Origin of the sequence: Salinivibrio proteolyticus (assembly GCF_001996165.1) — a bacterium.
Taxonomy (GTDB): domain Bacteria; phylum Pseudomonadota; class Gammaproteobacteria; order Enterobacterales; family Vibrionaceae; genus Salinivibrio; species Salinivibrio proteolyticus.
On record NZ_MUFP01000006.1, the window covers coordinates 1 to 24,735 of the forward strand.

General features: G+C 45.3%; 23 protein-coding genes, 1 tRNA gene and 2 pseudogenes. 12 read left to right on the forward strand and 14 right to left on the reverse strand.

Annotation, left to right across the window (positions count from 1 at the left end; all coding sequences use genetic code 11):
- Positions 1-182 (forward strand): annotated as a pseudogene (locus BZJ19_RS05695) (IS4 family transposase); the annotation flags it as partial.
- Between the two features lie 82 nt (positions 183-264).
- Here BZJ19_RS05695 and pyrI read toward each other — a convergent pair.
- The 3 genes from pyrI to argF all read right to left on the reverse strand — a co-directional run bounded on the left by pyrI (position 265) and on the right by argF (position 2,895).
- Positions 265-732, reverse strand: a complete 468-nt coding sequence (gene pyrI / locus BZJ19_RS05700) for an aspartate carbamoyltransferase regulatory subunit (RefSeq protein ID WP_069589977.1) — start codon at positions 730-732, stop codon at positions 265-267.
- Positions 732-1,673, reverse strand: a complete 942-nt coding sequence (pyrB, locus tag BZJ19_RS05705) for an aspartate carbamoyltransferase (protein WP_077479445.1) — start codon at positions 1,671-1,673, stop codon at positions 732-734. Before pyrB ends, pyrI begins: the two co-directional genes overlap by 1 nt.
- 214 nt (positions 1,674-1,887) lie before the next feature.
- Positions 1,888-2,895 (reverse strand): ornithine carbamoyltransferase, encoded by a 1,008-nt coding sequence (gene argF / locus BZJ19_RS05710; protein WP_077674921.1) that lies wholly within the window; start codon positions 2,893-2,895, stop codon positions 1,888-1,890.
- 321 nt (positions 2,896-3,216) lie between these two features.
- On the opposite strand from argF, the gene BZJ19_RS05715 reads away from it, so the two are divergent.
- The 5 genes from BZJ19_RS05715 (at position 3,217) to BZJ19_RS05740 (ending at position 6,194) form a co-directional block, all read left to right on the forward strand.
- Positions 3,217-3,462: a hypothetical protein gene (locus BZJ19_RS05715; protein ID WP_077481436.1), complete on the forward strand. Its 246-nt coding sequence runs from the start codon at positions 3,217-3,219 to the stop codon at positions 3,460-3,462.
- 150 nt (positions 3,463-3,612) lie between these two features.
- Positions 3,613-3,688 (forward strand) — tRNA-Ile (locus tag BZJ19_RS05720).
- A gap of 670 nt (positions 3,689-4,358) precedes the next feature.
- Positions 4,359-4,598 carry a hypothetical protein gene (locus tag BZJ19_RS17250; RefSeq protein WP_077675068.1) on the forward strand — a complete coding sequence of 80 codons (240 nt, stop codon included), beginning with the start codon at positions 4,359-4,361 and terminating at the stop codon, positions 4,596-4,598.
- Positions 4,599-4,789: 191 nt separating this feature from the next.
- On the forward strand, positions 4,790-5,602 hold the full coding sequence (locus BZJ19_RS05730) for a hypothetical protein (RefSeq protein ID WP_021453195.1): 813 nt from the start codon (positions 4,790-4,792) through the stop codon (positions 5,600-5,602).
- A 145-nt stretch (positions 5,603-5,747) separates the two neighbouring features.
- Positions 5,748-6,194, forward strand: coding sequence for a hypothetical protein (locus tag BZJ19_RS05740; RefSeq protein WP_077674923.1), 447 nt, complete (start codon positions 5,748-5,750; stop codon positions 6,192-6,194).
- A 31-nt stretch (positions 6,195-6,225) separates the two neighbouring features.
- On the opposite strand, the pseudogene BZJ19_RS05745 reads toward BZJ19_RS05740, so the two are convergent.
- Positions 6,226-6,403: pseudogene (locus BZJ19_RS05745) on the reverse strand (IS110 family transposase); the annotation flags it as partial.
- A gap of 473 nt (positions 6,404-6,876) precedes the next feature.
- Between BZJ19_RS05745 and BZJ19_RS05755 the strand changes: the two are divergent.
- Positions 6,877-7,545, forward strand: coding sequence for a hypothetical protein (locus BZJ19_RS05755; protein ID WP_077674925.1), 669 nt, complete (start codon positions 6,877-6,879; stop codon positions 7,543-7,545).
- A gap of 576 nt (positions 7,546-8,121) precedes the next feature.
- On the opposite strand, the gene BZJ19_RS05760 is transcribed toward BZJ19_RS05755, so the two are convergent.
- The 6 genes from BZJ19_RS05760 to BZJ19_RS05785 all read right to left on the reverse strand — a co-directional run bounded on the left by BZJ19_RS05760 (position 8,122) and on the right by BZJ19_RS05785 (position 14,631).
- Entirely contained in the window at positions 8,122-9,660 is a 1,539-nt protein-coding gene (locus BZJ19_RS05760; protein ID WP_077674926.1) for a replication endonuclease, read from the reverse strand.
- Positions 9,644-9,907, reverse strand: a complete 264-nt coding sequence (locus tag BZJ19_RS05765) for a hypothetical protein (RefSeq protein WP_077674927.1) — start codon at positions 9,905-9,907, stop codon at positions 9,644-9,646. The genes BZJ19_RS05760 and BZJ19_RS05765 overlap by 17 nt, the downstream gene beginning before the upstream one ends.
- Positions 9,900-10,142: a helix-turn-helix transcriptional regulator gene (locus BZJ19_RS05770; protein ID WP_077674928.1), complete on the reverse strand. Its 243-nt coding sequence runs from the start codon at positions 10,140-10,142 to the stop codon at positions 9,900-9,902. Before BZJ19_RS05770 ends, BZJ19_RS05765 begins: the two co-directional genes overlap by 8 nt.
- Positions 10,143-10,233: 91 nt before the next feature.
- Positions 10,234-11,130 carry a hypothetical protein gene (locus BZJ19_RS05775; RefSeq protein ID WP_077674929.1) on the reverse strand — a complete coding sequence of 299 codons (897 nt, stop codon included), beginning with the start codon at positions 11,128-11,130 and terminating at the stop codon, positions 10,234-10,236.
- Between the two features lie 126 nt (positions 11,131-11,256).
- On the reverse strand, positions 11,257-12,918 hold the full coding sequence (locus BZJ19_RS05780; RefSeq protein ID WP_077674930.1) for an anti-phage dCTP deaminase: 1,662 nt from the start codon (positions 12,916-12,918) through the stop codon (positions 11,257-11,259).
- A gap of 471 nt (positions 12,919-13,389) precedes the next feature.
- A complete protein-coding gene (locus tag BZJ19_RS05785) occupies positions 13,390-14,631 on the reverse strand; it encodes a site-specific integrase (protein ID WP_077674931.1) in 1,242 nt (413 codons plus the stop codon).
- A gap of 505 nt (positions 14,632-15,136) precedes the next feature.
- Here BZJ19_RS05785 and BZJ19_RS05790 point away from each other — a divergent pair.
- Together BZJ19_RS05790 and BZJ19_RS05795 are read left to right on the forward strand one after the other, a co-directional pair.
- Complete coding sequence (locus BZJ19_RS05790) at positions 15,137-15,793, forward strand: LuxR C-terminal-related transcriptional regulator (protein ID WP_077674932.1); 657 nt, start codon at positions 15,137-15,139, stop codon at positions 15,791-15,793.
- 103 nt (positions 15,794-15,896) lie between these two features.
- A complete protein-coding gene (locus BZJ19_RS05795; protein WP_077674933.1) occupies positions 15,897-17,411 on the forward strand; it encodes an MFS transporter in 1,515 nt (504 codons plus the stop codon).
- Between the two features lie 150 nt (positions 17,412-17,561).
- On the opposite strand, the gene BZJ19_RS05800 is transcribed toward BZJ19_RS05795, so the two are convergent.
- The 3 genes from BZJ19_RS05800 to arcA all read right to left on the reverse strand — a co-directional run bounded on the left by BZJ19_RS05800 (position 17,562) and on the right by arcA (position 21,151).
- Positions 17,562-18,707, reverse strand: coding sequence for a DUF3103 family protein (locus BZJ19_RS05800; RefSeq protein ID WP_077674934.1), 1,146 nt, complete (start codon positions 18,705-18,707; stop codon positions 17,562-17,564).
- Positions 18,708-19,107: 400 nt separating this feature from the next.
- Positions 19,108-19,731: an outer membrane protein gene (locus BZJ19_RS05805; protein WP_077674935.1), complete on the reverse strand. Its 624-nt coding sequence runs from the start codon at positions 19,729-19,731 to the stop codon at positions 19,108-19,110.
- 199 nt (positions 19,732-19,930) lie between these two features.
- Positions 19,931-21,151 (reverse strand): arginine deiminase, encoded by a 1,221-nt coding sequence (gene arcA, locus BZJ19_RS05810; protein ID WP_077674936.1) that lies wholly within the window; start codon positions 21,149-21,151, stop codon positions 19,931-19,933.
- Between the two features lie 329 nt (positions 21,152-21,480).
- Between arcA and rraB the strand changes: the two genes are divergently transcribed.
- Positions 21,481-21,864 carry a ribonuclease E inhibitor RraB gene (rraB, locus tag BZJ19_RS05815; protein ID WP_077455376.1) on the forward strand — a complete coding sequence of 128 codons (384 nt, stop codon included), beginning with the start codon at positions 21,481-21,483 and terminating at the stop codon, positions 21,862-21,864.
- A gap of 63 nt (positions 21,865-21,927) precedes the next feature.
- On the opposite strand, the gene BZJ19_RS05820 is transcribed toward rraB, so the two are convergent.
- Positions 21,928-22,362, reverse strand: coding sequence for a GNAT family N-acetyltransferase (locus BZJ19_RS05820; protein ID WP_077674937.1), 435 nt, complete (start codon positions 22,360-22,362; stop codon positions 21,928-21,930).
- A 187-nt stretch (positions 22,363-22,549) separates the two neighbouring features.
- Between BZJ19_RS05820 and BZJ19_RS05825 the strand changes: the two genes are divergently transcribed.
- Together BZJ19_RS05825 and BZJ19_RS05830 are read left to right on the forward strand one after the other, a co-directional pair.
- Positions 22,550-23,689: a YjgN family protein gene (locus tag BZJ19_RS05825; protein WP_077674938.1), complete on the forward strand. Its 1,140-nt coding sequence runs from the start codon at positions 22,550-22,552 to the stop codon at positions 23,687-23,689.
- A complete protein-coding gene (locus BZJ19_RS05830) occupies positions 23,686-24,687 on the forward strand; it encodes a M48 family metallopeptidase (protein WP_077674939.1) in 1,002 nt (333 codons plus the stop codon). The genes BZJ19_RS05825 and BZJ19_RS05830 overlap by 4 nt, the downstream gene beginning before the upstream one ends.
- The last annotated feature ends 48 nt before the right edge of the window (positions 24,688-24,735 follow it).

The following is a 24,735-nucleotide window of genomic DNA, read 5'->3' on the forward strand; positions in this document are numbered from 1 at the left end:
GTCAGTTGCAGGTGCTCCCGGCTGTCGCACCTGGAAGGTACCCAGAAGTGCTCCGATATATCCTCGACATGGCAGAGAGCTTTGTACTTCCAGAGAGGCGAGAGAGGACATACCCAAGAGCAGTAAAGAAAAGGCCCAATCGCTATGCGACTAGGCCTTCTAAAAGACGCAACTCAGCTTAATTCACATGCATTAAGCTTAATGCTGGCTTTTTTGTTGCCCTTGATAAGAACACAAGGGCTAGTCGGCACGGATAACGAGTGTTTAGTGATTTTCGGTCATGATCTCGCGAGAGAAAACCTTTTCACAGTATTTGCAGCGCAGTTTGACATCTTGCTGCTCGGTTAACACTCGAAAGCTACTGACCACTGCAGGTTCACCGTGCGTGATACAGTTACTGTTCGGACAGCGGAACACGCCTTGAATCACCTCGGGTAATGTCAGCGGCAGCTTAGCGACCACTTGATACTCTTCGATTTGATTCACTGTCGCTTGTGGCGCATAAAGTGCCAGCTGGCTGGCTTGATCTTCGCTGATCACCACGTTTTCAATTTTGATCAAATCCTTGCTGCCGAGCGCGGAAGAGGGCAAGTTCAAGCCAATGGTGATCCGCTCTTCACTGCCATGCATCTGAAAGAGGTTGAGGATCTTAAAGCCAATGTGCGCTGGAATATGGTCAATCACAGTGCCGTTACGAATCGCTTCTACTTGTAGTTTGCTATCAGTGTTCATTAGGCGACTCCTTCCACTTGTTCATTTAACACCAAGGCCAATAGTGCTTCGCGCGCGTAGACCCCATTTTCGGCTTGCTCAAAGTAATACGCATGCTGGGTTTTATCGACATCCACGGTAATTTCATCCACCCGTGGCAGTGGGTGCATCACTTTCATATTGGGTTTCGCATCACGCAACATCGCGGCGTTTAAGATAAACGCAGCTTTGATATGGGCGTATTCCGACTCATCGAAGCGCTCTTTTTGCACACGGGTCATGTACAGCACATCCAACTCAGGCACCACTTCTTCAATGCTGCTATGCAGGCTGTAAGGGTGGCCCGCCGCGGTGAGCTCATCGAGCAAATACTCTGGCATGGCGAGCGCATCGGGGGCGATATAAAAGAAACGGTTCCCTTCAAACTTAGATAAGGCTTGAGTGAGGGAGTGCACGGTACGGCCATACTTCAGATCGCCGACCATAGCAATGTTGAGGTTATCCAGACGGCCTTGGGTTTCATAAATGGAGAATAAATCCAGCAAGGTTTGGGTCGGGTGCTGGTTCGCACCGTCGCCGCCATTCACCACAGGTACACCTTCCGAAAACTCTGAGGCCAAACGGGCCGCGCCTTCTTTGGGGTGGCGCATCACAAAGCCATCCACATACGATGAAATCACCCGTACCGAGTCAGCCAAGGTTTCACCCTTTTTACCTGATGAGGTATTGCCGCCATCAGGAAAGCCAATCACCGAGCCGCCTAAGCGCTGAATGGCCGTTTCAAACGACAAGCGTGTGCGGGTCGAGGCTTCAAAGAAGCAACTGGCAATCACCTTGTTTTTTAGCAGCGTCGGGTTAGGGCGTGCCTTGAGTTCGCCCGCCGTGGCAACGATTAACTCCAGCTCGTTGCGGCTGAGCTCGGGAATGGAAATAATGTGTTTGTTATACAGGGTATTGGCCATAACGCGAGTCCCTTTCTTTGCAGTGTGCTACAGGCAAAAAAAAACCTCCGAAACGGAGGTTTTTACGATCACGACCAATGCGGGTGCTGTCCCCCTGAGGGGCGGATAGCGCGCTGTTTGTGGGTGGAATAACAAACATATCGACTGGCCGTGTAATGAAATCTGGCCGAATTATACGCGCCTTTTTGTGGGGTGCAAGCAAAAGTGCAATCGTTTACGCCTGTGCTTTTACGAGTGTGGCGACCATCACAGCCTTGATGGTATGCATGCGATTCTCTGCTTGATCAAAGACGATCGACTGCGCAGATTCAAACACCTCTTCAGTCACTTCAAGGCCATTTAATCCATATTGTTCAGCCACTTGCTTGCCCACTTGAGTTTCATCATTATGGAACGCGGGCAGGCAGTGCATAAATTTCACCTGAGGGTTTTGTGTCGCTTGCATCAACGCTGGGGTGACTTGATAAGGCGTAAGCGCGGCCACGCGTTGTGCCCATGCCGACTCGGGCTCGCCCATCGATACCCAAATATCTGTATACACAAAATCACAGCCTTCCACCGCGGCAGTATCTTCACTTAAGGTGATCGACGCGCCAGTGCTGGCGGCAATATCTTGGCAACGCGCAACCAAACTCTCTTCGGGCCAATAAGCCTTGGGTCCAATCAGGCGTACATCCATTCCCATTTTAGCGGCGCCTACCAGCAAGGAATTGCCCATGTTATTGCGCGCATCCCCCAAATAGGCAAAGGCGATTTGATTAAGCGGCTTGTCACTGTGCTCTTGCATGGTGAGCAGATCAGCAAGGACTTGAGTGGGGTGAAAGGTATCCGTTAGTCCATTCCAAACCGGCACGCCCGCGTATGCTGCCAAGGTTTCCACCACATCTTGCCCAAAACCGCGATACTGAATGCCATCGTACATTCTTCCCAGCACGCGCGCGGTATCTTTGATGGTTTCCTTATGGCCAATTTGCGTACCACTTGGGCCAAGATAGGTCACTTGTGCACCTTGATCAAACGCAGCAACCTCAAAGGCACACCGCGTGCGCGTGGAGGTTTTCTCAAAAATCAACGCAATATTCTTGCCCTTTAGACGGGCAACTTCTTCGCCATTGGCCTTCGCCGCTTTTAACATCGCAGCGTCGTCCACCAAATCTTGGATCTGCGACGGGGACAGATCTAACAGAGTGAGCAGTGAGTGTTGGTAGAGGTTGCTTTTCATATCTATCCCTGTTTATGGCTTATTTATGAATATAAAACCAATAAAAATGTTTAATTATTCTTATGGATAGTAAGGGGAGAGACGATGGGATGCAAGCCTATTGCCCCACGCAAGCGCAACATGTTGACCAAAAATCTATCATTCTGATGTTTTTCTGACCGGGGAGGGGCTTTTTAAACGACAGCTGACACGCCTAAAAAACCAGCGACAAACTCCGCGCGCCTTTTACCAACCCATAGCACCTCAATGACAGAACACCGCTGGCATCGCGAGATACTGATTTTGTCCTCAAGGGCAACGACAAAAACGAAGGAGAAAGTGATGAAAGCACACAACAAAGCACTCACCCTAAGCGCATTGATGATGATGGTTGGTTTAGCCGGTCCTGCTATGGCAAACGATGAGCCAATGCAGCCAGCAAATGGACAGCCTGCCGTGACCTGCCCAGACGGAGGCACCGACTGTGATACCCAGCCGATGCCAGAAGAAGATAACAGCACTTGGCCTGCTGAAGAAGAGAACACTTGGCCAGCCGACGACACCAGCCAAGACCCTGCGATGCAGTAAGGCGAAGACAACCTAAGCAAAGCGTGAGTGCCGCCACATTGGCGGCGCTTGTTTTGGCTTTACCGCGCTAAGTGCTCAAAAAGCATACTGAATTCACCCCCCTTACAGCTAGACACCCTGTCGGGCATCCCCTATAATCCCAACCCACTCGGCCCCTTAGCTCAGTGGTTAGAGCAGTCGACTCATAATCGATTGGTCCCCAGTTCAAGTCTGGGAGGGGCCACCAGTTATAGAAAGGCCTGAGAGGTTAGTAACCACTCAGGCCTTTTGCTTTTTATTTTGCTGTGTAGCATATATGTAGCAAATTAATCGCTCTTAAACGTCCTTTTGATTCGCACTCCCCACCTGCCATACCCATTTTCAGGTTCGATATTAGTGATAGCTGGCTTGAGCACAGCTTTCGAATAGACCGCTTTTGTACCCATATCACAAAACATGTGCCATCTAACATTTTGGATAACAGCGCACGAAAACCCACACACGGCTTGATACACTCATCTACAAATTTGCCAATACGATGGCGTGTTAGGTGCCGACAACTGATCGGCGGTAGCATGGCTAACTACTGGATGTTTGACCAGCTTATCTGCTAGATAGAGCCAAAAGCGTGCGCGTTTATCCGTGACAGATGCACACTATCCCAGAATGGATGACAAAAAGAGCCAATTCGTCATGCGTTTACAGATTCACGCTTGGGGATAGTGTGAATACCTGAGTAGTGATAGGCGGCATGCACACTTTCGCGGAAGAACAGTATCGATTAAAGAGTAAAAATCCACGTGGGATCAGTCGGTTAGGTAGAAAATTGTGCGGATAACGATTTTGGGAAATCGAGTATGCGCGCTAATACAATGTTAGTTGCTAGGTGAAAAATTAGGTTGTTGGAGATAATCAAGTTGGTTCAAATATACGGCGCTGAAGAGACCAAAGCGTTCTGTTGTAATTGCAAAAAGGTGACGCTTCATAAGTATGAAAGCTTCTCTAAATCTAATGAAGCCACGGGAAAAGAAGTTAAGGGTTTCTTTTCTGGCTTATTTGCAGCAATAGCGAATGCGTTAATGGAAGGTGAGCATTCAGGTGATTACAAGTGCAAAGTCTGCGGTACAAACTTACATACACCAGACTACCTAGATTAAGGTTGTAGATCTCGGCAGGTGGTAAGTTTCACAACTAACAATAAAATTTAAGGGTGATTCACAACGCTAATCGCTCTCACTTCAAGCAAGTTTAGTGTTTATGGCACAATGCTTTAGGTAGGTGGTTAGCGTTGTTCACACCTTAACTTGGCGTTAGCAGCCATACTGGTAGTTATGTATAAGGGTATCAAATGCAAGAAAGAGAAAAATATGAAAATGGGCTCTTTACCATTCGTTTTATTGGTGATGATCTAGATAAACGTGGAGTCAGTATATATGATCTTGGCGAGTCTTTAATTGCCTTTCAAAGGATTATAAATAAAGCGTATTTAGCTCAGGAAGACCGTTTGGTAAAAGGAGCATTCCCTTCAAGTGAAGAGAGACAACATTTAGCTCTTCAAATTGGTCAGCGAAAAAGAGCCTCCGATGGATTCTCCCTCATTCCAATACTGGCTGATCCACATACTCAACAAGCTATGTTAAAAGTAGCAGATTGGGTTATATCGGGAGTTATTGGTTATTACGTAGGTGATGTAATCCAACGGCTAAAAAATGAAAATGACCCTAACAAACGCATATTCATTAGTTCCATTTTTAAAGAAGTTTCAACAATTGTTAACCGTATTGGTACAAGCGGAGGTGTTAGCCATATATCAATTGGCTCACCTGTTAAAGGTCAAGAGACTGTAGTCGCATTTGATAGAGAAACAAAAAACTATTTAGTTGACCTTTCTAATGAAACTTACTTGGGTGCATATCAAGAAATATACGGTAAGGTATATAAGATGTATCCAGCTAGTAAGATCGTGGCGATTCGTCGAGTTGGAGGGTCAACAGTCAATGTATTTTTAAATGAAAGTGATTTTGACGAGATTCGTTATTGTAAAGATACAAACCCTTTCTATACGTTCAAAGGACATCCTGTCTATAAAATGGGTGTTGAAACTAAATCAGTTACAGATTTTGACGCAGAGTCTATCGAGTACAGAGAACCAGATGCATAAACTGGCTGCTAACAAACTGTTTAAGAGTGATTCGCAACGCGTGGCATTTTTACTATGCGTTGCCTTTAGTGTTTAAGGTGGTATGCGGTAGCTTCGGTATTGCGTTGCTCACACCTTAACAGGGCGTTAGCCATACGAGGTAAGTATGTCGGAATATAAATTAACAGAAGAAATAATTAAGCTGTCTCAATCGCAGCTTTGGGATGTAGCTAAATCTGAATGGACTCTGTACGAAATATACGAAGCAGACGAGCCAGAGCGTTGTTTGTGTGGGCATTTCCCTATCATTGAAATTTGTAACCTTAAGAACAAGTTAAATTCTAACTATGCGACTGTTGGAAACTGCTGTGTTAAAAAGTTCATTGGTTTACCATCAGATAAAATTTTCCAAGCAATAAAGCGAGTTAGAAAAGACGATGAGAAATCGTTAAATGCAGAGGCAATATCTCATGCTTACGACAAAGGTTGGATTAATGATTGGGAAAAAAGCTTTTACTTAGACGTTATGCGAAAGCGCAAGCTTACTCGAAACCAACTTGACAAAAAAATTCAAATTAACAACAAATTAGCAAGCAAAATGAAGCGTGCATAAGTATGGCTAACAAACGAGTATGTCGTCAATCCTAAATTTTAGCGAGATTTTTATCCCACATCACGCCGTCTCTGAGCATCGAATTTAAGATCACTATCATTTTACGTACACAGGCAATAATGGTGACTTTTTCGGATTTTCGGCGGCGACTATCGAGTATACGTTGCTTTAAAAACAGGATCACATTGCATCGTAGACATCACCGCTAATGATCGTTCTTACGTAGGAGCTAGTGAAAGTACACAGTGTCACATAGCGCATTGCTCACGTACATCCGACCAATCAACCAGATGACGGGAAAAGAGTTGGCGCGCGTAATCAGATGCGCATGCCAGCGATAAATGAGATTTTTCTCTTGATGCAACAGCGTATTGCCTAATAGGCGGCCTATACGTTTAATCGCATGTTTAACTGAGGTTTGCGTCTCAAGCATACGCCCAAACTTGTTGAGGGGAATCAGCCGTTTTTTGTGAATTTTGGTGCACTTCTTTGACAGTGTTTGTAGTAGGATTTGGTCATTACGCATCGTTAGCATCGCTATTGAATCTGCCTGTGCCAAGTGTGTTTTTGGCGAAATTCATTAGATCAGAGGGAGCGATGCGTGTCTACCTCATTGTTTCAACTGATATTTATGAGGGGATTCGCTAGACAACGGCGTTATGCATACATTAATTGAGGTTTGATGAAAAATTTTGATTATCCTAGTGGCGTAGTTTTCATAGCATTAGTCGTCACCTGCATTGGGTTTGGTTATATGTTGGGAACAAGCTCCATAGGTAATAGCCTTTTTGGATCTTTTATTTTCTCTTTGTTTTCGAGCTTTGTGTTTTTCTTTCTTACTACGAAATTATCAGAAAATCGTAACCAAAAAAGAATTAATAGAGTTATTTATCCAAAATTGAAAGAACTTGTAGATCAAGTTGAATATGCTGTCGAAACATGCATTTTTAATGAAAAAGTAGCTAAAGGTTATATTGCTGCTAATGCAGATATTGATACGGTTAGTCGTTGGCTAGAACGAGGCTCTGCGCTAGACGTAAGCATAGATCGTTCAAATGGAATTATTCAATATCCAAACTGTAAATACGAACCTAAGACCTATAAAGATTTGCTTGTTATCTACACAGTAATTCCAGTAATAGAGTATCTCGGAGAGCTGAAACCRTACTATTTTGCAATCGATAAAGACATACTTGATTGTCTGGCTAAAATAAATAGTGCACATTATCTTCGGATAACAGGTAAAGAGCTGATCGAGTTGAATGATATATTTTTTATCCCTCCACATTTTATTGAGTTTTGGTCTTTGGTTCGAGAATTACACAATCGTATAGAATATTTGAAAATGTAAGCATAACAAACGCTTCAAGAGGGACAGTGGACTTGATCCGTTTTACTGGACACGCATCGACGACCTGAGGAGGTCAGTATGCCAGCCTATAAAACGAGTAAAAAGACAGCACAATATTCATCGATATGGAGCGTTTGGTATGGTCAAGTCCCTAAAAAACTGGCAATTTTTTCAAGAAGAATAGTAGAGTAAGAAATGAACGAAGAAATATCGATAGAACACGAAGGTGTCGTCCACACAGCAGAGTATTCAATCTTTGATGATGTACTTACGGTTTATCTGCCAGATGGCACCACCAGAGACACTGAATTGAGAGGCCTTAAGCCGGAATCAACGGCAAGGACTCATCTTCGTGCGTACATCCAAAGAAACGCTTAAGAAGCTTGAGTAACTAGTCCTGCTAAGGTAATCCACGCTCTGCGCCTTTTCGGGCTCAGCTTTGCCAGCATATATCTAAAAGCTTCCCCATTTCATCTTCGCCAGTGCAAGGCGTTGGAGTTTGTTCGGCGTTGATCATATCAAATTTCCGATAAAATACAGTTATTCACAGAACTCCAAGTAAAAGCGCATCTGTCTTCATGACAGATGCCATTCGTTGGTTCGGGTGATGATGGCCTTTCCGCCTGCTGAGATGCCTTTAAGCACCTTTAAAAGCTCGTCTTCGCTATACATAGACGTTTTCACCACGCCTGTATCACTATCAAAAGCCAGCTCATAATGAGGGGCTATAGCCTGCTCTGTGCGCTTGCAGAATACGCCCCCCATCAGATCTGTAAAGCTTTTCCAGTTGCCTTTGTCGGCTGCGCCGTGAATATCCTGCACTAGCTGACTTTCTGCCATCATTGCCTTTAAGCGGCGTAATTCACGCCAAACCGTCACCGAACACCCTCCCAGCTGTTGAAATTGGCGAATGCTCCAGCACGCCGCCCATGCATCGACGCGCGCCGCTGCACATTTCGGGTCTTCACCGTAGATACCTGCATCAAGATGATCACCGTCGATGTTTTTTGAGATGTATTTCGCGATATACCCCGTCGCTGAGCCCTTGTTAGGGTCAATCTTCACTTCCGTAAAGCGGTGCTGCTCAGCGCCTATTTCGTCGCCATCTTCCCGTAAAGCGTAATCTCTCATGGTAGTGATGAGGGTGTCGTAATGCGCAGGTTCGACGAACAACAGCAAATGCCAATGGGGTGTACCGTCGTGCTGTGGCTCCACAACGCGAAAGCCATAGAATCGCACTTCCTCGCGCTGTAGCTTGGCACGCATAAGTTTCCAAATGTCGTTGAGGTAATCTTGAGCCTCAGCAGGCGTATAGCCTCCCCATTTAGGGTTTTCATCGCCCGTTGTCGCATAGCTGCGGTGATATTTAGACGGGCACGTAATGGTGAGGAAGGTCGCCACATGGCCGAGCTCATTGGCTAGATCTTCAAAACCTCGCGCCCTCACCATGAGCTCGGTTTTGCGAATTTTCGGATCAGCGACTCCCTTTTTCGATAATTCCAGCAGGCTAAAGCTTTGCCCTAGTTGATTGGTAACTGTCGTGTTCGCAAGGTATTGCTCTTGGTGAAACTTTTGAGAAGCGCGGGCGCTTAGGGTTTCTTCGGAGCAGTAGATAGATTTGCGACGGTTTACCTCATTGAGGTGTCGCATCACGGTTTCAATGTTCTTGCGCTGGGCTTTTCGAAGTTTGCGCAGCCACCATGATTTATCGGACATACGACGTAGCCGACCCTCTAGGGTGTATTTCTCCTCATCGGGAGGCAGCACGCCAAGGCTGGCACATAGGGCGTGTAGGGTAGCGATTGTTTGCTGTTCGTCCCCCATTAATTCACGCCTAATCGCCAGTGCGGAATCAACAAGGTTTTCCGCCTCTTCTCGCAAGGCGTCTTCTGAAATATTGAGGTTTAACTTTTCGGGCGACACGGTGAGCTTGCTCATCAGGCTGTCGGTGAGCTCGCGTAGGTAGGTGTTTCGCGCTTGCTTGTTAGAAATAGCGCGATAGTGCTTGMACAGGATTTTTTGCGCTTTATCCGGCAAGCGACAAAGGCGCTCTTTCACGAACGCCTTATCATCCCAGTCAATTTGAGAAAATTCAGTTTCAGGAATGGCTAACATCTAATGCCCTCCCTGCTGGTGTGAGCTCAAAAACATACCACTTGATACCGTAGGGGTAGGTGGTTCGGTACGTGATGAGCTTTTCTCGATAGAGCTTAAAGACAGTGCGTGGGTTTAATTTCATATCAAACCCTGTTGAGCCAATGTATCCGGCCTGATTGACGCGATAATCAGCACATAGCTCAAACCAATGCCCTGCTTGCATCGTACGGATAACCGATTGTTGATGTTTATTCAGCTTAGGCATGCTCACGCTCTCCATAGCTGAGGTGCGCCTGTTTGCGGTGCTGATCTAACCAGTTATCCAAATCTTCTTTGAGGTAACGTACCGCGCGGCCAATTTTGATAAATGGTGGCGCTTCGGTGCGGTTGAGTCGATGGCCTTCCATGCGTGATTGACGTAGGAAAGAACGGCTCATACCGATGTAAGCAGCGGTTTCTTGTTCTGTGTATGCGCGTTTATGAATGTGTTCAGTGTGCATAACGATATCTCCGTGTGTTCGTTGGGAGATACCGTAAGCGTCCCAACTAGCTTGGGACGCTAGCTGGGATAATGGCTGGGACAGTTTTTATCTAAAGGCTTTTACGGATATCAGAGACGTAGTTTTTGAAGGTTTTGTAAGTGATGCGATTGATATGATCCCCACGGCCAAACCACTCGATTTCGTCATGGTTGATGCCCGTAATGAGGCCGTCTTCATCAATCTGGTGAGCGTCGTTTTGATGGTCTCGCTTGATGGCATGCCAAACCTTTAGGGCTTTAGCGTCGCGATCCCCTGCCAATACTTTTCGAATCATGATTTTGATGGGGTGGGTTTCAATATTTCCGGTATCAGGGGCGGAAATGCTTCGGCCTGTTTCGCCCTCTGGGCGTAGGTCTAAGGCGGTATTGACGGCCTGCAAATCAAACCGCAATTGGTCAGCATCTATCGCCAATGGCTTGGCCTCTAACGCCCTACCTGTTTTGGCTAGGGCGTCCCATAGGCCTGAAAATCCCTGACGACTCCATTCCTCTGGGCCTGCTTGGGCCAGTTGCCTCGCTTCTTGCCCATAGGTCGCCTTGGTGCCTATGGCCCCATAGGCCATAAAGGGGGCCATAGGCCTCTGGGGCAGGGAGGATACCCGAGTAAATGGGCCGTTCTCGGCGTCTGGGAAATCGTTTTTGACCTCCCGCCAGTGGCTAACGCGGTCAGGTTCCAGTATCAGGGCGTGACGAATAGGAGCGGTTTTTGAATGAATACAGGCTATTGACTGGTCTTGTGTTAGGCCTAGTACGCCCTTGTAGGCGAACAGGTTTGCCAGAGTAGGCCTATGGCCCTCTTCGGCCGCAAGCATCGCCCCCATCGATTTTTCATCTACCCATGCGCACAGGGAAAGCAGCCCTTCCTCGACAGCGGCCAATAGGTCGCCTTTGGTGATAGGGGTGACATCGTGGATTTCATCTAGGCGGTAAAAGCGACGGTTTTGCATCCTTAATGCCTCTATAGTATTTAAGGATTAGATAGATTTACTATTTCCAACGATAGGAAATTGAAATGTTACCCGACAACCTCATTTTTATAATTGCTGTCGGGAAGTGTTTTATATCAAATAACCTTATGAATCATTGCCTTCTTTATTGACGAGTATCTCTTGATGCTGTCTCACTACTCTATCCTCATAATCTCGATAACTGTCTAAGAACTGAATATCTATATGTGATATTTTATCTTTTGTATACCGTCTGGCTTCCCCGTTTTTTTTACGAGCCCCACCGTTCATGAAGAATCTTTGGTATCTTCTTGGTGCAACACCCTCAAAAAGTTGAAATATGACCTTACCAGACTGCTCTTGTTCTGTTATTGCATCATCGTGAAGGTCAAGAGCAAGACTTTTTTCATAAGGCTCAATGTAAATCACTTTCGTTATCCCTGCAGCAACAATATGGCGTGCGCAGTTGTGGCATGGGTAAGTGGTCGAGAAAAGGATCTTTCCAGAGGTCGACTCATTACCGTGTCTTGCCAGAGATATAATTGCATCCATCTCTGCATGAATGGCTCGGGAGTATTCAATTAAAGATCCAATAGGTGTCTTATTGAATTTATTAACAGTATCTTCAATCCATGTGAGATTAGTTTTTTGCTTATTTTCAATAAATGATTCTATTAATGGGGTTATTTTTTCTTTTTCTAAATCTGTTTCATTAGTAATCGTGTTGATTAAATTAATCTTTAATTCATCTATTAGCTCTATAACGGAGTTAGAAAGGATATCTCTTAGTTTGTTAAAGTTTTTATTCTTGTGATAATCGTTGTAACATTTCCCTCCTTTGTGAATACACCTAAAGTCGTTTTCTTTATCTTCAAATAAATATAGGCCACCTCCTGCTTTTGGTACATCATTTCGACCTGTTGCTAATACAGTACCGTCCTCATCTAATATCGAGGCGCCTACTTGTCTAGATAAGCAACTAGACTGGAGGGATGAAGAAAAAGCAGAAAACATACCTTTTTCTTCTATTGTGGGGCTTAGGCCATTCTTTCCGTGAATTAATCCGATAAATCTTTCTGCTTTATTTTTTAGATCACTTTTATGACTATGATTATTCCTGATAAAAAAGTCAGCATCTAAAATTGTTTTTGCAGAATGTTGTCCATAGCCTTCATTAGACTTCCTATCTCTATGAATTATATTGTCTATATCTTCTGGTTTTATACCTTCATCTCTGAGGTTTCTTTTCCTTTGACTGAGCTCTCTCAACGAACCTATAAAATAAAAGTTGTTTTGGTAAACAAGCCTAAGAAGCTCTACTTCTGCTGGGTTTTTAAGTTGATCAATTAAAAATGCTGTTTTTGAGTTAACCTTTTCTTCTGATTTAATGTTTTCTTCACTTTTTTCTTTTTCTCTATATTTTGATATTTCTTGAACTGCAGCTTCAACTAAAATAGTCTGTCTATATTTTTCACGTAATTTATCACCTAAATCTTGTAGCTTTATATATCTCTCCTTCGGATCTGAAGGCTTTTTTTCTTCACTTAGTTGCAGTATAAGATCACTAATAAGTATGTGAACACACGTGTAGCCATGATCTTTTAAAGATTCTTCTAGTGCTAAACGTAATGACTTTATGCCAGAACCAACAGCACCGCAAAATCCAATAATTAAATCATTAGCTTGACGTTCTTCGATTAATTCTATTGGGTCTTTGTTTTCTGAATTATGGGAACTATTTTGGTTCAAGGAACCACTAGGAGTGGTTTTTCTCTGAGGACTTGCCATCTATTATGCTCTCCCTTGATAGCTTTATAAGCAATGGAGAGCATAATAATGTATGGAAAACGAGATGTATGTGACGAGCTACCAAGTCTGCTTGTTGGCTCGTGATAGGATTCGAGCAAGTGCTAGATCATCTGCTTTCTTAGCCGAGTAAGAATGTAGATTAACAACGTTGGGTTGCTGGGTATTTTCTTTGGTCTCTTTTTTCTTGTAAGAGTTTGATTTTAAATGTCTTTTGTTAGCTATTTCTTCTATCATTTTTCCAGCCTCACTCTGAGTTGTGCACATTCTACTCAAATCATCACTAGAATCAATGAGACATTAATGCCCTAAACACACAACCGCATTATTGTACAAAAGGAAAATGCGAGCCAATTTAAAGGTGTTTTTTGCGGAGGCCATCATCCTCTTATCCCTAAATTACTTTTTAGGAGGCTCACATAAGTGATTGATAGAAAATGCATACCTAGTTGTTTACCTTTTCCCAATCAAACTAACAGCCGCTGCCTTATGCTCTGGTGCTAGGTGGGCATATCTTAGCGTCATTTTTAGGTCGGCGTGGCCTAGTAGCTCCCGAACGGTATTGAGATCGACGCCTGCCATCACTAGCTTACTGGCAAAATGGTGTCGGAGGTCGTGGAAGTTAAAGCCTTCAATATTTGCAAGCCCTAATACGGTTCCCCACGGCTTTTTAACGTCGGTAAGCGGTTGGCCGTTTTTGCCCTCAAAGAGGTAGGTGGCCTCGGGATTTTGCTCTCGCCAGCTTGCCAGTGTGTCATAGGCTTCATTGTTGAGTGGTACTATGCGGCCTTCTTTTGATTTTGCATTCCCGCCGCGCACTTGAAGATAGCGTTCAGAAAAATAGATATCACGCCATTCAAGGCTGAGTAGTTCGCCTCGGCGTAGCCCTGTGTTGATAGCTAGCAGGATAAGAGGCTCTACATAATCCACGAACGTGACATCATCTAAGCATGGATACAACGAGTAATTACGTATAGCCCGATGCTCATTGGCCGAACGGCGAGCTAGGCGAATATCTTGGTCTCGATGCTTGATAGCATGCCGTAATCGCTTCTCTTCCATGTCGGTGAGATAGCGTAGGCGGGTATTGTCGGCCTTGATGGCTTTCACTTTGGTCAGTTCGTGTGATTCGATTAATCCCCATTCAACAGCGCGAGATAATGCGCCTTTAAGTGAGTTCACACTGTGATTAATTGTCGATGCGGCTTTACCCTTTTTCCGTTGCTCACTTCGCCATTTCTCAACTTCCCATGCGGTAATTTGGTCGAGCTCTTTATCCATCAAAAACGCAAAGCGGCTTTTTATGTGGTTCACAATACGCTGGGCCGTTTTCGGGTTACGGGTTTGTAAGTAGGGGAGGTATCGCTCGTCTAGGTAAACGGGGAGTTTGAGGTGTTTGCGGCGTTGGCTTTCTTGGCGTGCTTGCTTCCTTTCATCATGCACGTTGTTCCCTTTGGCAACGTCACCTGCTTTTTGTTTAGCAAGGTCACGCGCTTGAGCTGGGGTTAGGTCGTACGCCGTTCCGAGCTTGAAGTTAATCTGTTTGCCATCATGTCGGTAGTAGAGATAGTAAACAATGCGCCCCGTTGCTGAGATACGAGCATGAAAGCCATGAATCTCGGTATCGTTGATGCGTTTATCCTCAACCGAAAACTGTTTGATACTGCTCGCGGTGATCTTCTTTTTAAGAGGCATGATGCTTTGCGTCCTTGGTGTCTACCCATCGATTTCTGTGTAGCATATATGTAGCAAATCAATCATACTTCCATGAATTTTGATGAACAAGTAAAAACAAAGAAAACGATATAAATACATGATATTATTGGGTTAAATTGTTCTTCTTTGTTCACTGCGATTCATGCAAAAACACCCAAAAAGCGTCTCATAATCGATTGGTCCCCAGTTCAAGTCTGGGAGGGGCCACCAGATTCTAGAAGGTTAGTAAGCGTAGTGTTTACTAGCCTTTTTTTGTGCCTTTTGCTTGAACGCCAAAGAGTAGGTGGCTGCTATATTTCATCTATGATGAGAGTGATGGCACCATCAACTTTACTCATTGCTCTAACTGATCGATGTCATTGCACATATATTGATATATTAAAACGTTATTCACCGATTACATCTGCTTAGGGGTTATCCCTATTCTCATGTCTCATCTACTGCTGTACTATCTTCACTCGCCAAACAATACTAAGTTTAAGATATGGAAGTCATTGAAGATTTTATAAATAAGCCATTGATTAATTTTCCCAATGGTCTCCTCTTTATAAAGGATAAAAACTATAGGTTTGTAGCATGTAACCAAGCGTTTCTAAAACTATCAGGCCACTCCAATGTTAGTGATTTGGTTGGAAAATCAGATGAAGACATGCCTTGGAAAATTTTTTTCCATGTATATCGTTCTCATGATCAAAATACCCTTCTAGGAGAAAGCTATGATCTTTTTGAGCCTATCATAGATGTATCTGGGAAAAGGTTTAATCTCTATGTTAGGAAAAAGGGAATTTTAGATAAGGAAGGGAATGTGTCAGGCATAGTAGCGAATGCAATGATATTTGATTTTTCTAATGGGGATTCAATACTTAAGCAGTCAATTGGGATAACTAAGAATATAAGTTGTGGTGTCTCATTGAAGAAGCTAACCTCAAAAGAAAAAGAAGTATTATTCTTGTTTCTGAACGGATACAAAAGGAAGTTCATCTCCAATGCTCTCAATATATCAATAAAGACTTTTGATTCTCACATTTCCTTCATAAAAGATAAGTTGGGATGTCAATCTAGTAATGAGTTAATGATCAGGGGGATTGAGCTTGGCTTACATAAGCAAGCCCCGAGTTTGTTGTTTAATAATAGTGATTGAGCTAGATCTTTGTAATTTTTAATTAATCTCTAATGTTGTACCTATTTTTTACTTATTGGCATGGTGACCATAAGTGATAATTTTTATTGTTGGATGACTGATTATGTTAAGTGAAAAACCAAACCTAGCTCTTCTAGGAGTAGGTTTAGCTAGCTTTTTAGGGTGTGTGGATTTCACCATTGTTAATACGGCTCTACCTGATATACAAAGTGAGTTCTCTTCATCACTATCTGTATTGCAATGGGTTATGAATATTTTTGTTATTGCTCTCTCATCTATGATGGTAATGATGGGGCGCTTGGGTGACATATATAACCATGAGAGAGTATTCTACTCGGGAGTGATCATATTTGGTTTGTCATCGGTTATGGCTGCAATGTCTCCAAGTGTTGAATTTCTAATTGGAGCTAGACTTATACAGGGTATTGCGTGTGCGATATTGTTTACCAATTCAGGGGCGATTATCTCCCATATATTCCCAGCAGAGAAGCAAGGTAGAGCATTGGGGGTATTGTTTGGTATAAATGGTTTAGGCTTAGCTCTAGGACCATTTCTTGGTGGTCTTCTTGTGAGTTTTATGGGATGGAGATGGATTTTTTATATCAATGTTCCGATCATTTTGATTTCAGTGCTGGCCTGTTTATCCTCAATTCCAAAATCGGAGAGCAAGGAGAATAAGGGGAGTCTAGATCTTCCAGGATCAGTATTGGTGACGTTTATTCTAGGATGTGTGTCTATTTTATTCACACAAGGCGAGCTATGGGGTTGGGTGTCCTCTTTGTCGCTTATGTTGTTGGCTACTATTGGTCTATCTATTGCGTATTTTATTTATGTTGAAAAAAAAGCGTATGATCCTATAGTCAATTTTAAAGTAATGCGTAATTCACAGTTTTCATCTTCAGCTATTGCAGCTTTTACTTTAGGTGGGTTTTACAGTCTCGCATTCTTTTTGATGCCCTTGTACTTGGATAGTATTAAGAATTTCTCTGCATTAGATATTGGCTTTATGTTATTACCTACTACAGCCGGTGTAGCAATTATCTCTCCTTTTGTAGGTAAGGCAGTGGATAGGTTGGGATGTAAGCCAGTTATTATGTCGGGACTTGCTCTGTTAGCGTTATCGGCAATGTTGCAAGCTCAGTTTGTCGCTAATGAGACAATGCTATTTATTCTGGTTGCGTTCCTATGTATGGGAGTAGGGTGGGGATGTGTCTTAAGCCCTTCGATGACAGCGGCAGTCACATCTGTTCCGCAAAGTTATACGGGAGCTGCGATTGGGAACTTAGGCACAATACAGAACACAGGGGCGTCTATAGGCCTTGCCGCAGGTGTTGCTCTTTTCAACAAAGAGTTTCTTAGCAATCTTGCGCCTAAATCAGAGAGCTCAATGGTATCTGCGGTTTCTGATGGTGACATTAGTCAATTAATTAAGGTAATAGAGGAGCAGCTAAATATAGCTGAAAGCGTTGCTACTCAGATTGTCACTAAGGGCTTTATGGCTTCATATACAAGTGCAATGCTACTTCTTTCTGCCGTGAGTTCGCTCTCTTTCTTCATTCTTCTTTTTAAAATGAAAGGTGCAAACCTAGCTTCATTTGAAGAGAAAAGTCAGATTTAGTCTACGGAAGAAGAATTTATCCATTGTTCTCCGGTTCCTACGTCGGAGTATGTGAACGAGCACTATCAACTACCATGCTTGTTATTACTACAAAAAACGCAGCCCTGAGGCTGCGTTTTGTCTATCTAGCTCAATGAAACCAAGCCTGGATTATTTAGTTGGCTCGATAACCAGAGGCTCCCACGTAGCGGTGGCGTTGCCGCCAGCACCGACGTGATCTTGGTAGGTGCGGTCTTTGAGGAGGGTGTAATACACGTCCACAAAGTCATCATCGTTGGTGAGCCAGCCGTCGGGGATGGCTTCGATGATCTTACCGGTGATTTTGGTGATCACGCCATAAGCTTGCACTTCAAGATCGGGGATTGCTGCAATGATATCGCTAGCAATTTCGTTGAGTTTCAGCGCCAGCTCTTTGTAGTTGGTGCCGTCGTCTTGTTCCATCAAGATAACATCCGCGGCGCCCCAACGATAACGCTCCCAGTGGATCATTACCTGATTAGGATGATAAGTGGTTTTGTCGTAATCCAAATAAGGCATATCCACAATGTCGAGCGTTGGCTCGTCACGGCTTGGGTTCACACCGGTCACAATGGCATACACTTCCGCCGCACCAGAGATCCAAGGTTCTTTGTCATCTTCAAGACGAATCGTTTTCAGCACCGTGGTGTGAATGGGTTGTGGCTCTGCTGCCATCATCGGGGCGCTGCGACGGACACGCGGTGCAGGGTTTTGCTCTGCGAGGGTGCGGCGCATCACTTCTAGGCCAGCTTTCAGTGAGGCTTTGCCATTGGTGTCGACCACTAAGACAGGACGGTCTGGCATTTGGTAGACGTCGAGCCAATGGGTATTGCCTTCAATATCAAATGCTTCAATTTGCGTCCATGTTTGCTCATCGCCAGCAGGTTCAAAGGCGAATAGCGGCGATTGACCCGCTTGCCAGCGTGCGAGCATGCTTGGGTCGGCCAAGCGAACTTCGAGCAATTGGTCGGCCACTTCTTCGACGCCTTGCGCTTCACGCAATGCACGGTCGGCGCTGTATAGCTGCGAGTCAATGCTGCGTTTACTACGCGCGCTACGCGTTTGGGGCTCGGTGAGTGATGAGAGCGACGCGCTTAAGCTGTAGCTGTTAATGCTACGGTGCAAGGTCGGCGCAATCAGCTCGTACTGTTGGCTCAGTTGTTTGGCGGTATCGCGCTTGATCTCAACCACGGTGTTGTCTGCACTGCCGGCAAAAGCAGGAGCAAGAACTTGAGTAAGACCGGCAAATAGCAGCGAAATCAGTGTTTTTTTATTCATCGCATTTCCTTTTTGTTGTGTTCCAACTGACGTTAGCGAGGCTAACGCTTTGTATCTTGCGATGCTTGTCTTCAAACACGCTATCTCTAATAAAAAGGGCTGTGAACATAGTTCACAAAAAACATGAAACTCTAATGCGAAATTAGTAATTTTTGGCAGTGGAGTAAACACTCAATACAAAAAAGGAATGATAAAAGTAGGGGTTTTGTTTAAACATCAAAATCGAAACGTTGAGAATAACGCGCTGAATTATTGAGTGATTTGATAATTATTAGGTGATAAATCTGGCAAAAAATAAAAGTCAGAAATGAGAAGGCACGCTGAACGTAAACATGACGGCAGACGGTAAAACTGTAAGCGGTGACCGAGACAATCGGCCACCGTGACGTCAGACAAAATCTTAGAAGGTGTAATTCAAGCCCAAAAAGGCTTGATGGGTGTCTTCAAAGGTAATGCGTTGGCCTAGCAAGACATTGTCGTCTTTTTCGAGTTTTTCGTAGCGGTAGCCAAGCTCAAGACTAATGTGGTCGGTAAAGTGATGACCAATCGATGTGCTAAGGCCGGCGGCAATACCGTCAGTGTCTATTTGGGAGGTGAGCGTTTGTCCGCTGGCACGTGCACTTACATCAAGTGTGTTGTAGTAGTAGCCCACACGGCCGCCTACGCTGATGTAGCTTGCGGGTGTTAAATGGAACAGGTAATCACTGCCCACACCGTATTGGTAACCGTCGCGGCTTAACGTGAATTGCGAGCCTGTCGCAGATAACTCACGGTAAGACACTTCGCTTTCGCCATTGCGCTGTAAAAAACCATAAACGCGTAGGTTAGGACCAAAATAGCTACCGACTTTCAGCGTCGCCATAGCGCCATCGTCGATATCATCGGCCAATTGTTCGGTGACAGGACCGCTTGTTTCGCTGCCATAGCGAATATGCCCGAGTTCAGCGCCAAGGTAGAGTGAATTGGCAAAAGTGGGTGTCACATATAGCGCGGCAATCAAGGCAACATAGGGAATGGTTTTCATTGTTTGCTTCTTTTTCTCAATGGTTAGGTTAGGGTCCCATCCATTGGGTTGCTGCGACAGCTTATAGTGTGATCCGTGTCAAAAAGCGGCAGGAGTATATAGTGAGTTTAAAGTCTGTGCAATCTTTATATTTTTTCAGTTTAACTCTTTGTAATTAAACAATTTAAAAGCCGCTGGCAAGGCAGCGGCTAACAGGCAGTTAGATACCGTCGCGTTCCAGCGGGCAGCTCATGCAGCGCGCGCCGCCTCGGCCTCGTCCGAGCTGATCTCCGGGCACAGATAACACCTTGATACCCGCTTTATCATATTTTTCATTGGTGTACGTATTGCCTTCGTAGCCAATGACAACGCCAGGACGTACGGTTAGCACGTTGTTGGCGTCGTTCCATTGCTCACGCTCGGCCGCGTAGCTATCACCACCGGTGGTAATGATATTGAGAGGGCCGACATCCAGCGCTTTTTCAATTGCGGTGAGGTAGCAAGATTGCGCTTCCACGTTTAGGCTGTCTTCCCCTTTGCGGGTTAAGCGCCAGCATGGCAAATCAGGGCGCATCACGGTGGGGTAGACCGAGAAGGTATGCACATCCATATGGGTCATTACGGTATCAAGGTGCATACACGAGCGGTTTTTCGGCAGTTGTACCGCAATCACTTCTTTGGCTTGACCACTAAACAGCAGGCTTCGCGCCAATTGTTCAACCCCTTGAGGCGTGGTGCGCTCCGACATGCCAATTAAGACGGCGCCGCGGCCAATCACTAATACATCGCCGCCCTCAATCATGGCGTTGTCGTAATCACGCACTTCATCACCGAGGTAATTAATGAACTGGCTTTCTGCAAATTCGGGATGCCAGCGATAGATGGCGCGCAGGTGATTAGTTTCACGTTGGCGCGCGGATTTTGCCATCGGGTTGAGTGAGACACCGCCATATACCCAGCAGGACGTATCTCGGGTAAATAAGTGGTTCGGGAGTGGCTCAATCACGAAATCGGTTTTGTCGTGCATCGCTTGCATCATTGAAGATGATTGCACGGGCAAATCAATGTAGCTTAATCCGCCGAGTAAAATGTCGGCGAGTGCATTGTGATCGATATCGGCCATGTAGGCGCGCACGTCGTTAGCAAATTGGTAGCCGAGGCGATATTGGTTGAGTTGGGTGTCGAGTAGCCATTGTTTTGCTTCTGGCACGGCGAGGGTTTCAACCAGCAAATCATGAAGCAAATAAACCTGCACCCCTTCGTTGGTTAAGGTGCGGGCGAACACATCATGCTCTTCTCCGGCTCGTTCCACCGCCAGAACATCATCAAATAACAGCTCATGGCAGTTCGATGGCGTCAGGTGGTTTAACGCTCGTTCAGGGCGATGAAGCAATACCCGCTTCAGTTGCCCAACTTCTGATCCAACGTAAAACTCACTCATGGTAGGTCCTCTTTTTCCTTTCTACGGGCCAGGCAATGAGACAGACTACATCGCCTTACACACGTCATTGTGTGTCACCAGTGGTGCGGGGAGTGCAGGTCTTGCTCGAGGGACGGGCGTGTCTCATGTCCTCCTTGGATGGTCGAATAATGACAACCTTCTGAAAGCAGGTCAATGTTACAATTCACTAACAATCCCAGCGGACTAGCAAGGTCACAGAAAATTCATCAACTTGGCGACTTTCTGGTCAGTTTGCCTTTTTATCAACGTGGCATTTTTTGCTTAACCGTGCCATATTGCGCCCCACATTCACTATTTGGAGTCGCGGCATGTCACTGGCAGAAATGATTCAAGAGCAACAAGAAGATACTCGCATGATTATTGAGGAGCTTCTGGCGGATGGAAGCGATCCGGATGCGCTTTACACCATTGAGCATCACCTATCGGCTGCCACGTTTGCTGAGTTAGAAGATGCCGCTGTTGAGGCGTTTAAACTGGGCTTTGAAGTGGCGGAAGCCGAAGAGCTAGAGCTGGAAGAGGGCGGAACCATCGTCTGCTTTGATGCGGTGATGGAAACGGCACTCAATGCCGAGCGTATTGATGAGCAAGTAGAAAAGCTAATGACGCTTGCTGAAAAACACGATATCGATTATGACGGCTGGGGCACGTACTTTGAGTCGGGTGAAGACGAAGACGGCGACGACAACGAATAAGTCGGCCATCCATCCTGTTTTAAAAGCCACGATATATCGTGGCTTTTTTGTGGCTCACCGAGATTAAAGTGCCTTTATCATCGTGACTTCACAGCTATCGTGACCAGTGTTGCCCATTCGTCCACTCGGGACAAAGCCGAGTGATTGATATAAGGCAATGGCCGCGGTGAGGTTGGCGGTGGTTTCTAAGTAGCAGTGTTGATACCCCCACGCTCGCGCGGTTTCCATGGCGTTGATGGCAAGTCGTCTCGCTATTCCTTTTCCGCGCAATGCGGGTAGGAAGTACATTTTCTGTAACTCACACACGCGCTTTTCGCCCGGTAAAGGGGCAACGCCGCCACCGCCAACGATCACGCCATCGGCCTCAATCACCCAATAAGCAGCGTGCGGGTGTGTATATTGCCCACTAAGGTTATCCAGTGTGGGGTCAGCGACGCTAAACCCTGCATCGGCGCTGAGGCCATGCTCGGCAGAGACGCGCCGGATGACATCCGCCATCGCGGCGTTATCGTTTAGTTGATAGGCCGGTGCGATACATTATCGCTTGTTCTCAGCCTAAGCGAGATGATGGTTGTATTTTGTTCATTTTATTCACCAGATCCTTAAGTGCTATGCCATAATCTCTGCCGGCTTTTTGGGCGCTGTAACGATAATTAACACCTATTATTGATTAAGAGACAAGTGAATGGAAAATCAGGTTAAATTTCATGGGCAGGGGAAAGAGTTCTTCGGCATATGGATTGTAAATATATTGCTGTCTATCGTGACATTGGGTATTTATTCTGCGTGGGCAAAAGTTCGAACAAATCGGTACTTTTACGGTAATACAGAAATTGCAGGCGATCGATTGGGTTATCATGCGTTGCCAAAGCAAATTTTGGTAGGGCGTATTATTGCCGTGATCTGTGTAGTCATTTGGACAATTGCTAGCAACTTCTTTCCTCTCGTATCGATGGGACTGCTGGCGGCAGGCATTGCATTAATGCCATGGCTGCTTCGTAATAATGCGCGCTTTGACGCAAGAATGACTAGCTATCGAAACGTTCGCTTTGGCTTTACTGGCGACTTATCCTCGGCTTACGTCGTCTTTTTGGCGCTGCCTGTGTTGTGTTTAGCCATTGTCGGTGCGTTACTCGTTGTAGGAGGGCTTCAATTCCAATCAAGTCGTATTGGTTTAGGTATGATGCTTATTGTACTGTCCATTCTTATTGGTTTTTTTGCTTATTCTTGGATTGCGTCGAAAGTCGCGAGCTATTACCTCAACCACTATACCTATGGAAATCATCACTTTCAGGCAGAGGTAAGTTGGAAAGCGTTTGCTAAGACGTATTGCCAAGCGGGGCTAATTTGGTTTGGTGTCTCGGCTATTGTGGGGATTATTGCGCTAATCGCGATGGGAGATATCACTATTTTAGTCTCTCAGGGGACGGAAAAAGGTACTGGGAGTGCTCGAGTATTTATTATTGGTGCCTATTTGCTCTTGGGGCTGACAATGATCATTATCAATGCATTCATTCGCACTAAAATTCGCAACTACTTATTTGGTCAAGTTGAATTCGGCGATAGTCCTACCTATCAATTAGCGTCTCGAATGACAGTCTTTGGTCTATTAAACTTAATTATAACTAACTTTGTTTTGCTCGTTATTACTCTCGGTATTGCTAAGCCGTGGGTGCAAGTGCGAACAGCTGCTTATCTCGCCGGTGTGACTTACGTGATTGGTGACTTATCGCAGCTTCAAGCTGAGGGTGACGATGTGGCGCAGAACAATGCAATTGCTGATGAAGTTGCCAGTGCTTTTGATTTAGGTGTGGGGATTGGATGAGTTGGCGAGGTACTTACCATCCACCCCATAGTGCAGACAAGCTAGATGCTGAATTGACGCTGGTTGATCAAGTCGTGCGACTAGAAACTATGCATGGCCACTATGAGTGGCCTCTTTCAGTCATTAGTGTGTCGGTGCCACTCGGTAATTTGCCTATGGTAATTACTTTCCCTGAGGGCCAGACATTTACGTCCGATGAGAGTCTCTCGCTGGCGAATGCACTAGGAGGGGCTCGGAAGGGAAGAGTGGTACATTGGCTGGAGCAACATTGGTTAGCGATTCTAGCCAGTTTACTCGTTGTGGTTGGATTAGTCATACTGCTATTCAGCCACGGCCTGCCGGCTCTTAGCCGTGGTCTAGTGCCTTTAGTTCCTGATGAAGTACCACGTCAAATTGGCCAAAAAACGCGGGATACCTTGGACGAACATATGCTATCGCCAACCCAGTTGAGCCAGTCAACTCAAGTGCGTGTGCAACAACAGTTTGACACTTTGGTCGCGCAATTGCCGACTCTACCTGTTGAGCCAAGGCTTTTGTTTCGGCAGTGGGAAGATACCGCGAATGCGTTAGCACTCAGTGATGGCACCGTCATTGTCACGGACTCGTTAGTTAACTTAGCCGAAACGCCGGAGCAGTTGAATAGCATCCTGTTACATGAAATCGGGCACTTAGCGCATCAACACACTCTTAAATCATTGATTAGGGCTACGTTGATTTCAACAACCGTTGCCTTGCTCACTGGCGAAAGTACAGGCCTAGCCGATAACCTACTAGGTGGTGGCGTGTTTTTATTGACGCAAGGCTATTCACGCGACGATGAGCGAGAAGCCGATACGTATGCGAATCGGCACATGGTCGCTATCTATGGTAACGCCAAGGCAATGAAAACAATGTTTGAGCGACTAAGTAAAGCCAATAGTGATGCAACGCCATTAGAGTGGCTAAGCACGCATCCGGGTATTCAAGAGCGTATCGATGCTATTGAAAGCTCGCCTTAGTTGTCGGCTAATAGTTACAGACAAAAAAATCGGCACGTTTAGCGTGCC

Excerpts from the sequence above, each read along its gene's own strand:
- pyrI (WP_069589977.1), bottom strand. The coding sequence starts at position 732 with ATGAACACTGATAGCAAACTACAAGTAGAAGCGATTCGTAACGGCACT.
- pyrB (WP_077479445.1), bottom strand. The coding sequence starts at position 1,673 with ATGGCCAATACCCTGTATAACAAACACATTATTTCCATTCCCGAGCTC.
- argF (WP_077674921.1), bottom strand. The coding sequence starts at position 2,895 with ATGAAAAGCAACCTCTACCAACACTCACTGCTCACTCTGTTAGATCTG.
- BZJ19_RS05715 (WP_077481436.1), top strand. The coding sequence starts at position 3,217 with ATGAAAGCACACAACAAAGCACTCACCCTAAGCGCATTGATGATGATG.
- BZJ19_RS05730 (WP_021453195.1), top strand. The coding sequence starts at position 4,790 with ATGCAAGAAAGAGAAAAATATGAAAATGGGCTCTTTACCATTCGTTTT.
- BZJ19_RS05740 (WP_077674923.1), top strand. The coding sequence starts at position 5,748 with ATGTCGGAATATAAATTAACAGAAGAAATAATTAAGCTGTCTCAATCG.
- BZJ19_RS05765 (WP_077674927.1), bottom strand. The coding sequence starts at position 9,907 with ATGCCTAAGCTGAATAAACATCAACAATCGGTTATCCGTACGATGCAA.
- BZJ19_RS05770 (WP_077674928.1), bottom strand. The coding sequence starts at position 10,142 with ATGCACACTGAACACATTCATAAACGCGCATACACAGAACAAGAAACC.
- BZJ19_RS05775 (WP_077674929.1), bottom strand. The coding sequence starts at position 11,130 with ATGCAAAACCGTCGCTTTTACCGCCTAGATGAAATCCACGATGTCACC.
- BZJ19_RS05780 (WP_077674930.1), bottom strand. The coding sequence starts at position 12,918 with ATGGCAAGTCCTCAGAGAAAAACCACTCCTAGTGGTTCCTTGAACCAA.
- BZJ19_RS05785 (WP_077674931.1), bottom strand. The coding sequence starts at position 14,631 with ATGCCTCTTAAAAAGAAGATCACCGCGAGCAGTATCAAACAGTTTTCG.
- BZJ19_RS05790 (WP_077674932.1), top strand. The coding sequence starts at position 15,137 with ATGGAAGTCATTGAAGATTTTATAAATAAGCCATTGATTAATTTTCCC.
- BZJ19_RS05795 (WP_077674933.1), top strand. The coding sequence starts at position 15,897 with ATGTTAAGTGAAAAACCAAACCTAGCTCTTCTAGGAGTAGGTTTAGCT.
- BZJ19_RS05800 (WP_077674934.1), bottom strand. The coding sequence starts at position 18,707 with ATGAATAAAAAAACACTGATTTCGCTGCTATTTGCCGGTCTTACTCAA.
- BZJ19_RS05805 (WP_077674935.1), bottom strand. The coding sequence starts at position 19,731 with ATGAAAACCATTCCCTATGTTGCCTTGATTGCCGCGCTATATGTGACA.
- arcA (WP_077674936.1), bottom strand. The coding sequence starts at position 21,151 with ATGAGTGAGTTTTACGTTGGATCAGAAGTTGGGCAACTGAAGCGGGTA.
- rraB (WP_077455376.1), top strand. The coding sequence starts at position 21,481 with ATGTCACTGGCAGAAATGATTCAAGAGCAACAAGAAGATACTCGCATG.
- BZJ19_RS05820 (WP_077674937.1), bottom strand. The coding sequence starts at position 22,362 with ATGGCGGATGTCATCCGGCGCGTCTCTGCCGAGCATGGCCTCAGCGCC.
- BZJ19_RS05825 (WP_077674938.1), top strand. The coding sequence starts at position 22,550 with ATGGAAAATCAGGTTAAATTTCATGGGCAGGGGAAAGAGTTCTTCGGC.
- BZJ19_RS05830 (WP_077674939.1), top strand. The coding sequence starts at position 23,686 with ATGAGTTGGCGAGGTACTTACCATCCACCCCATAGTGCAGACAAGCTA.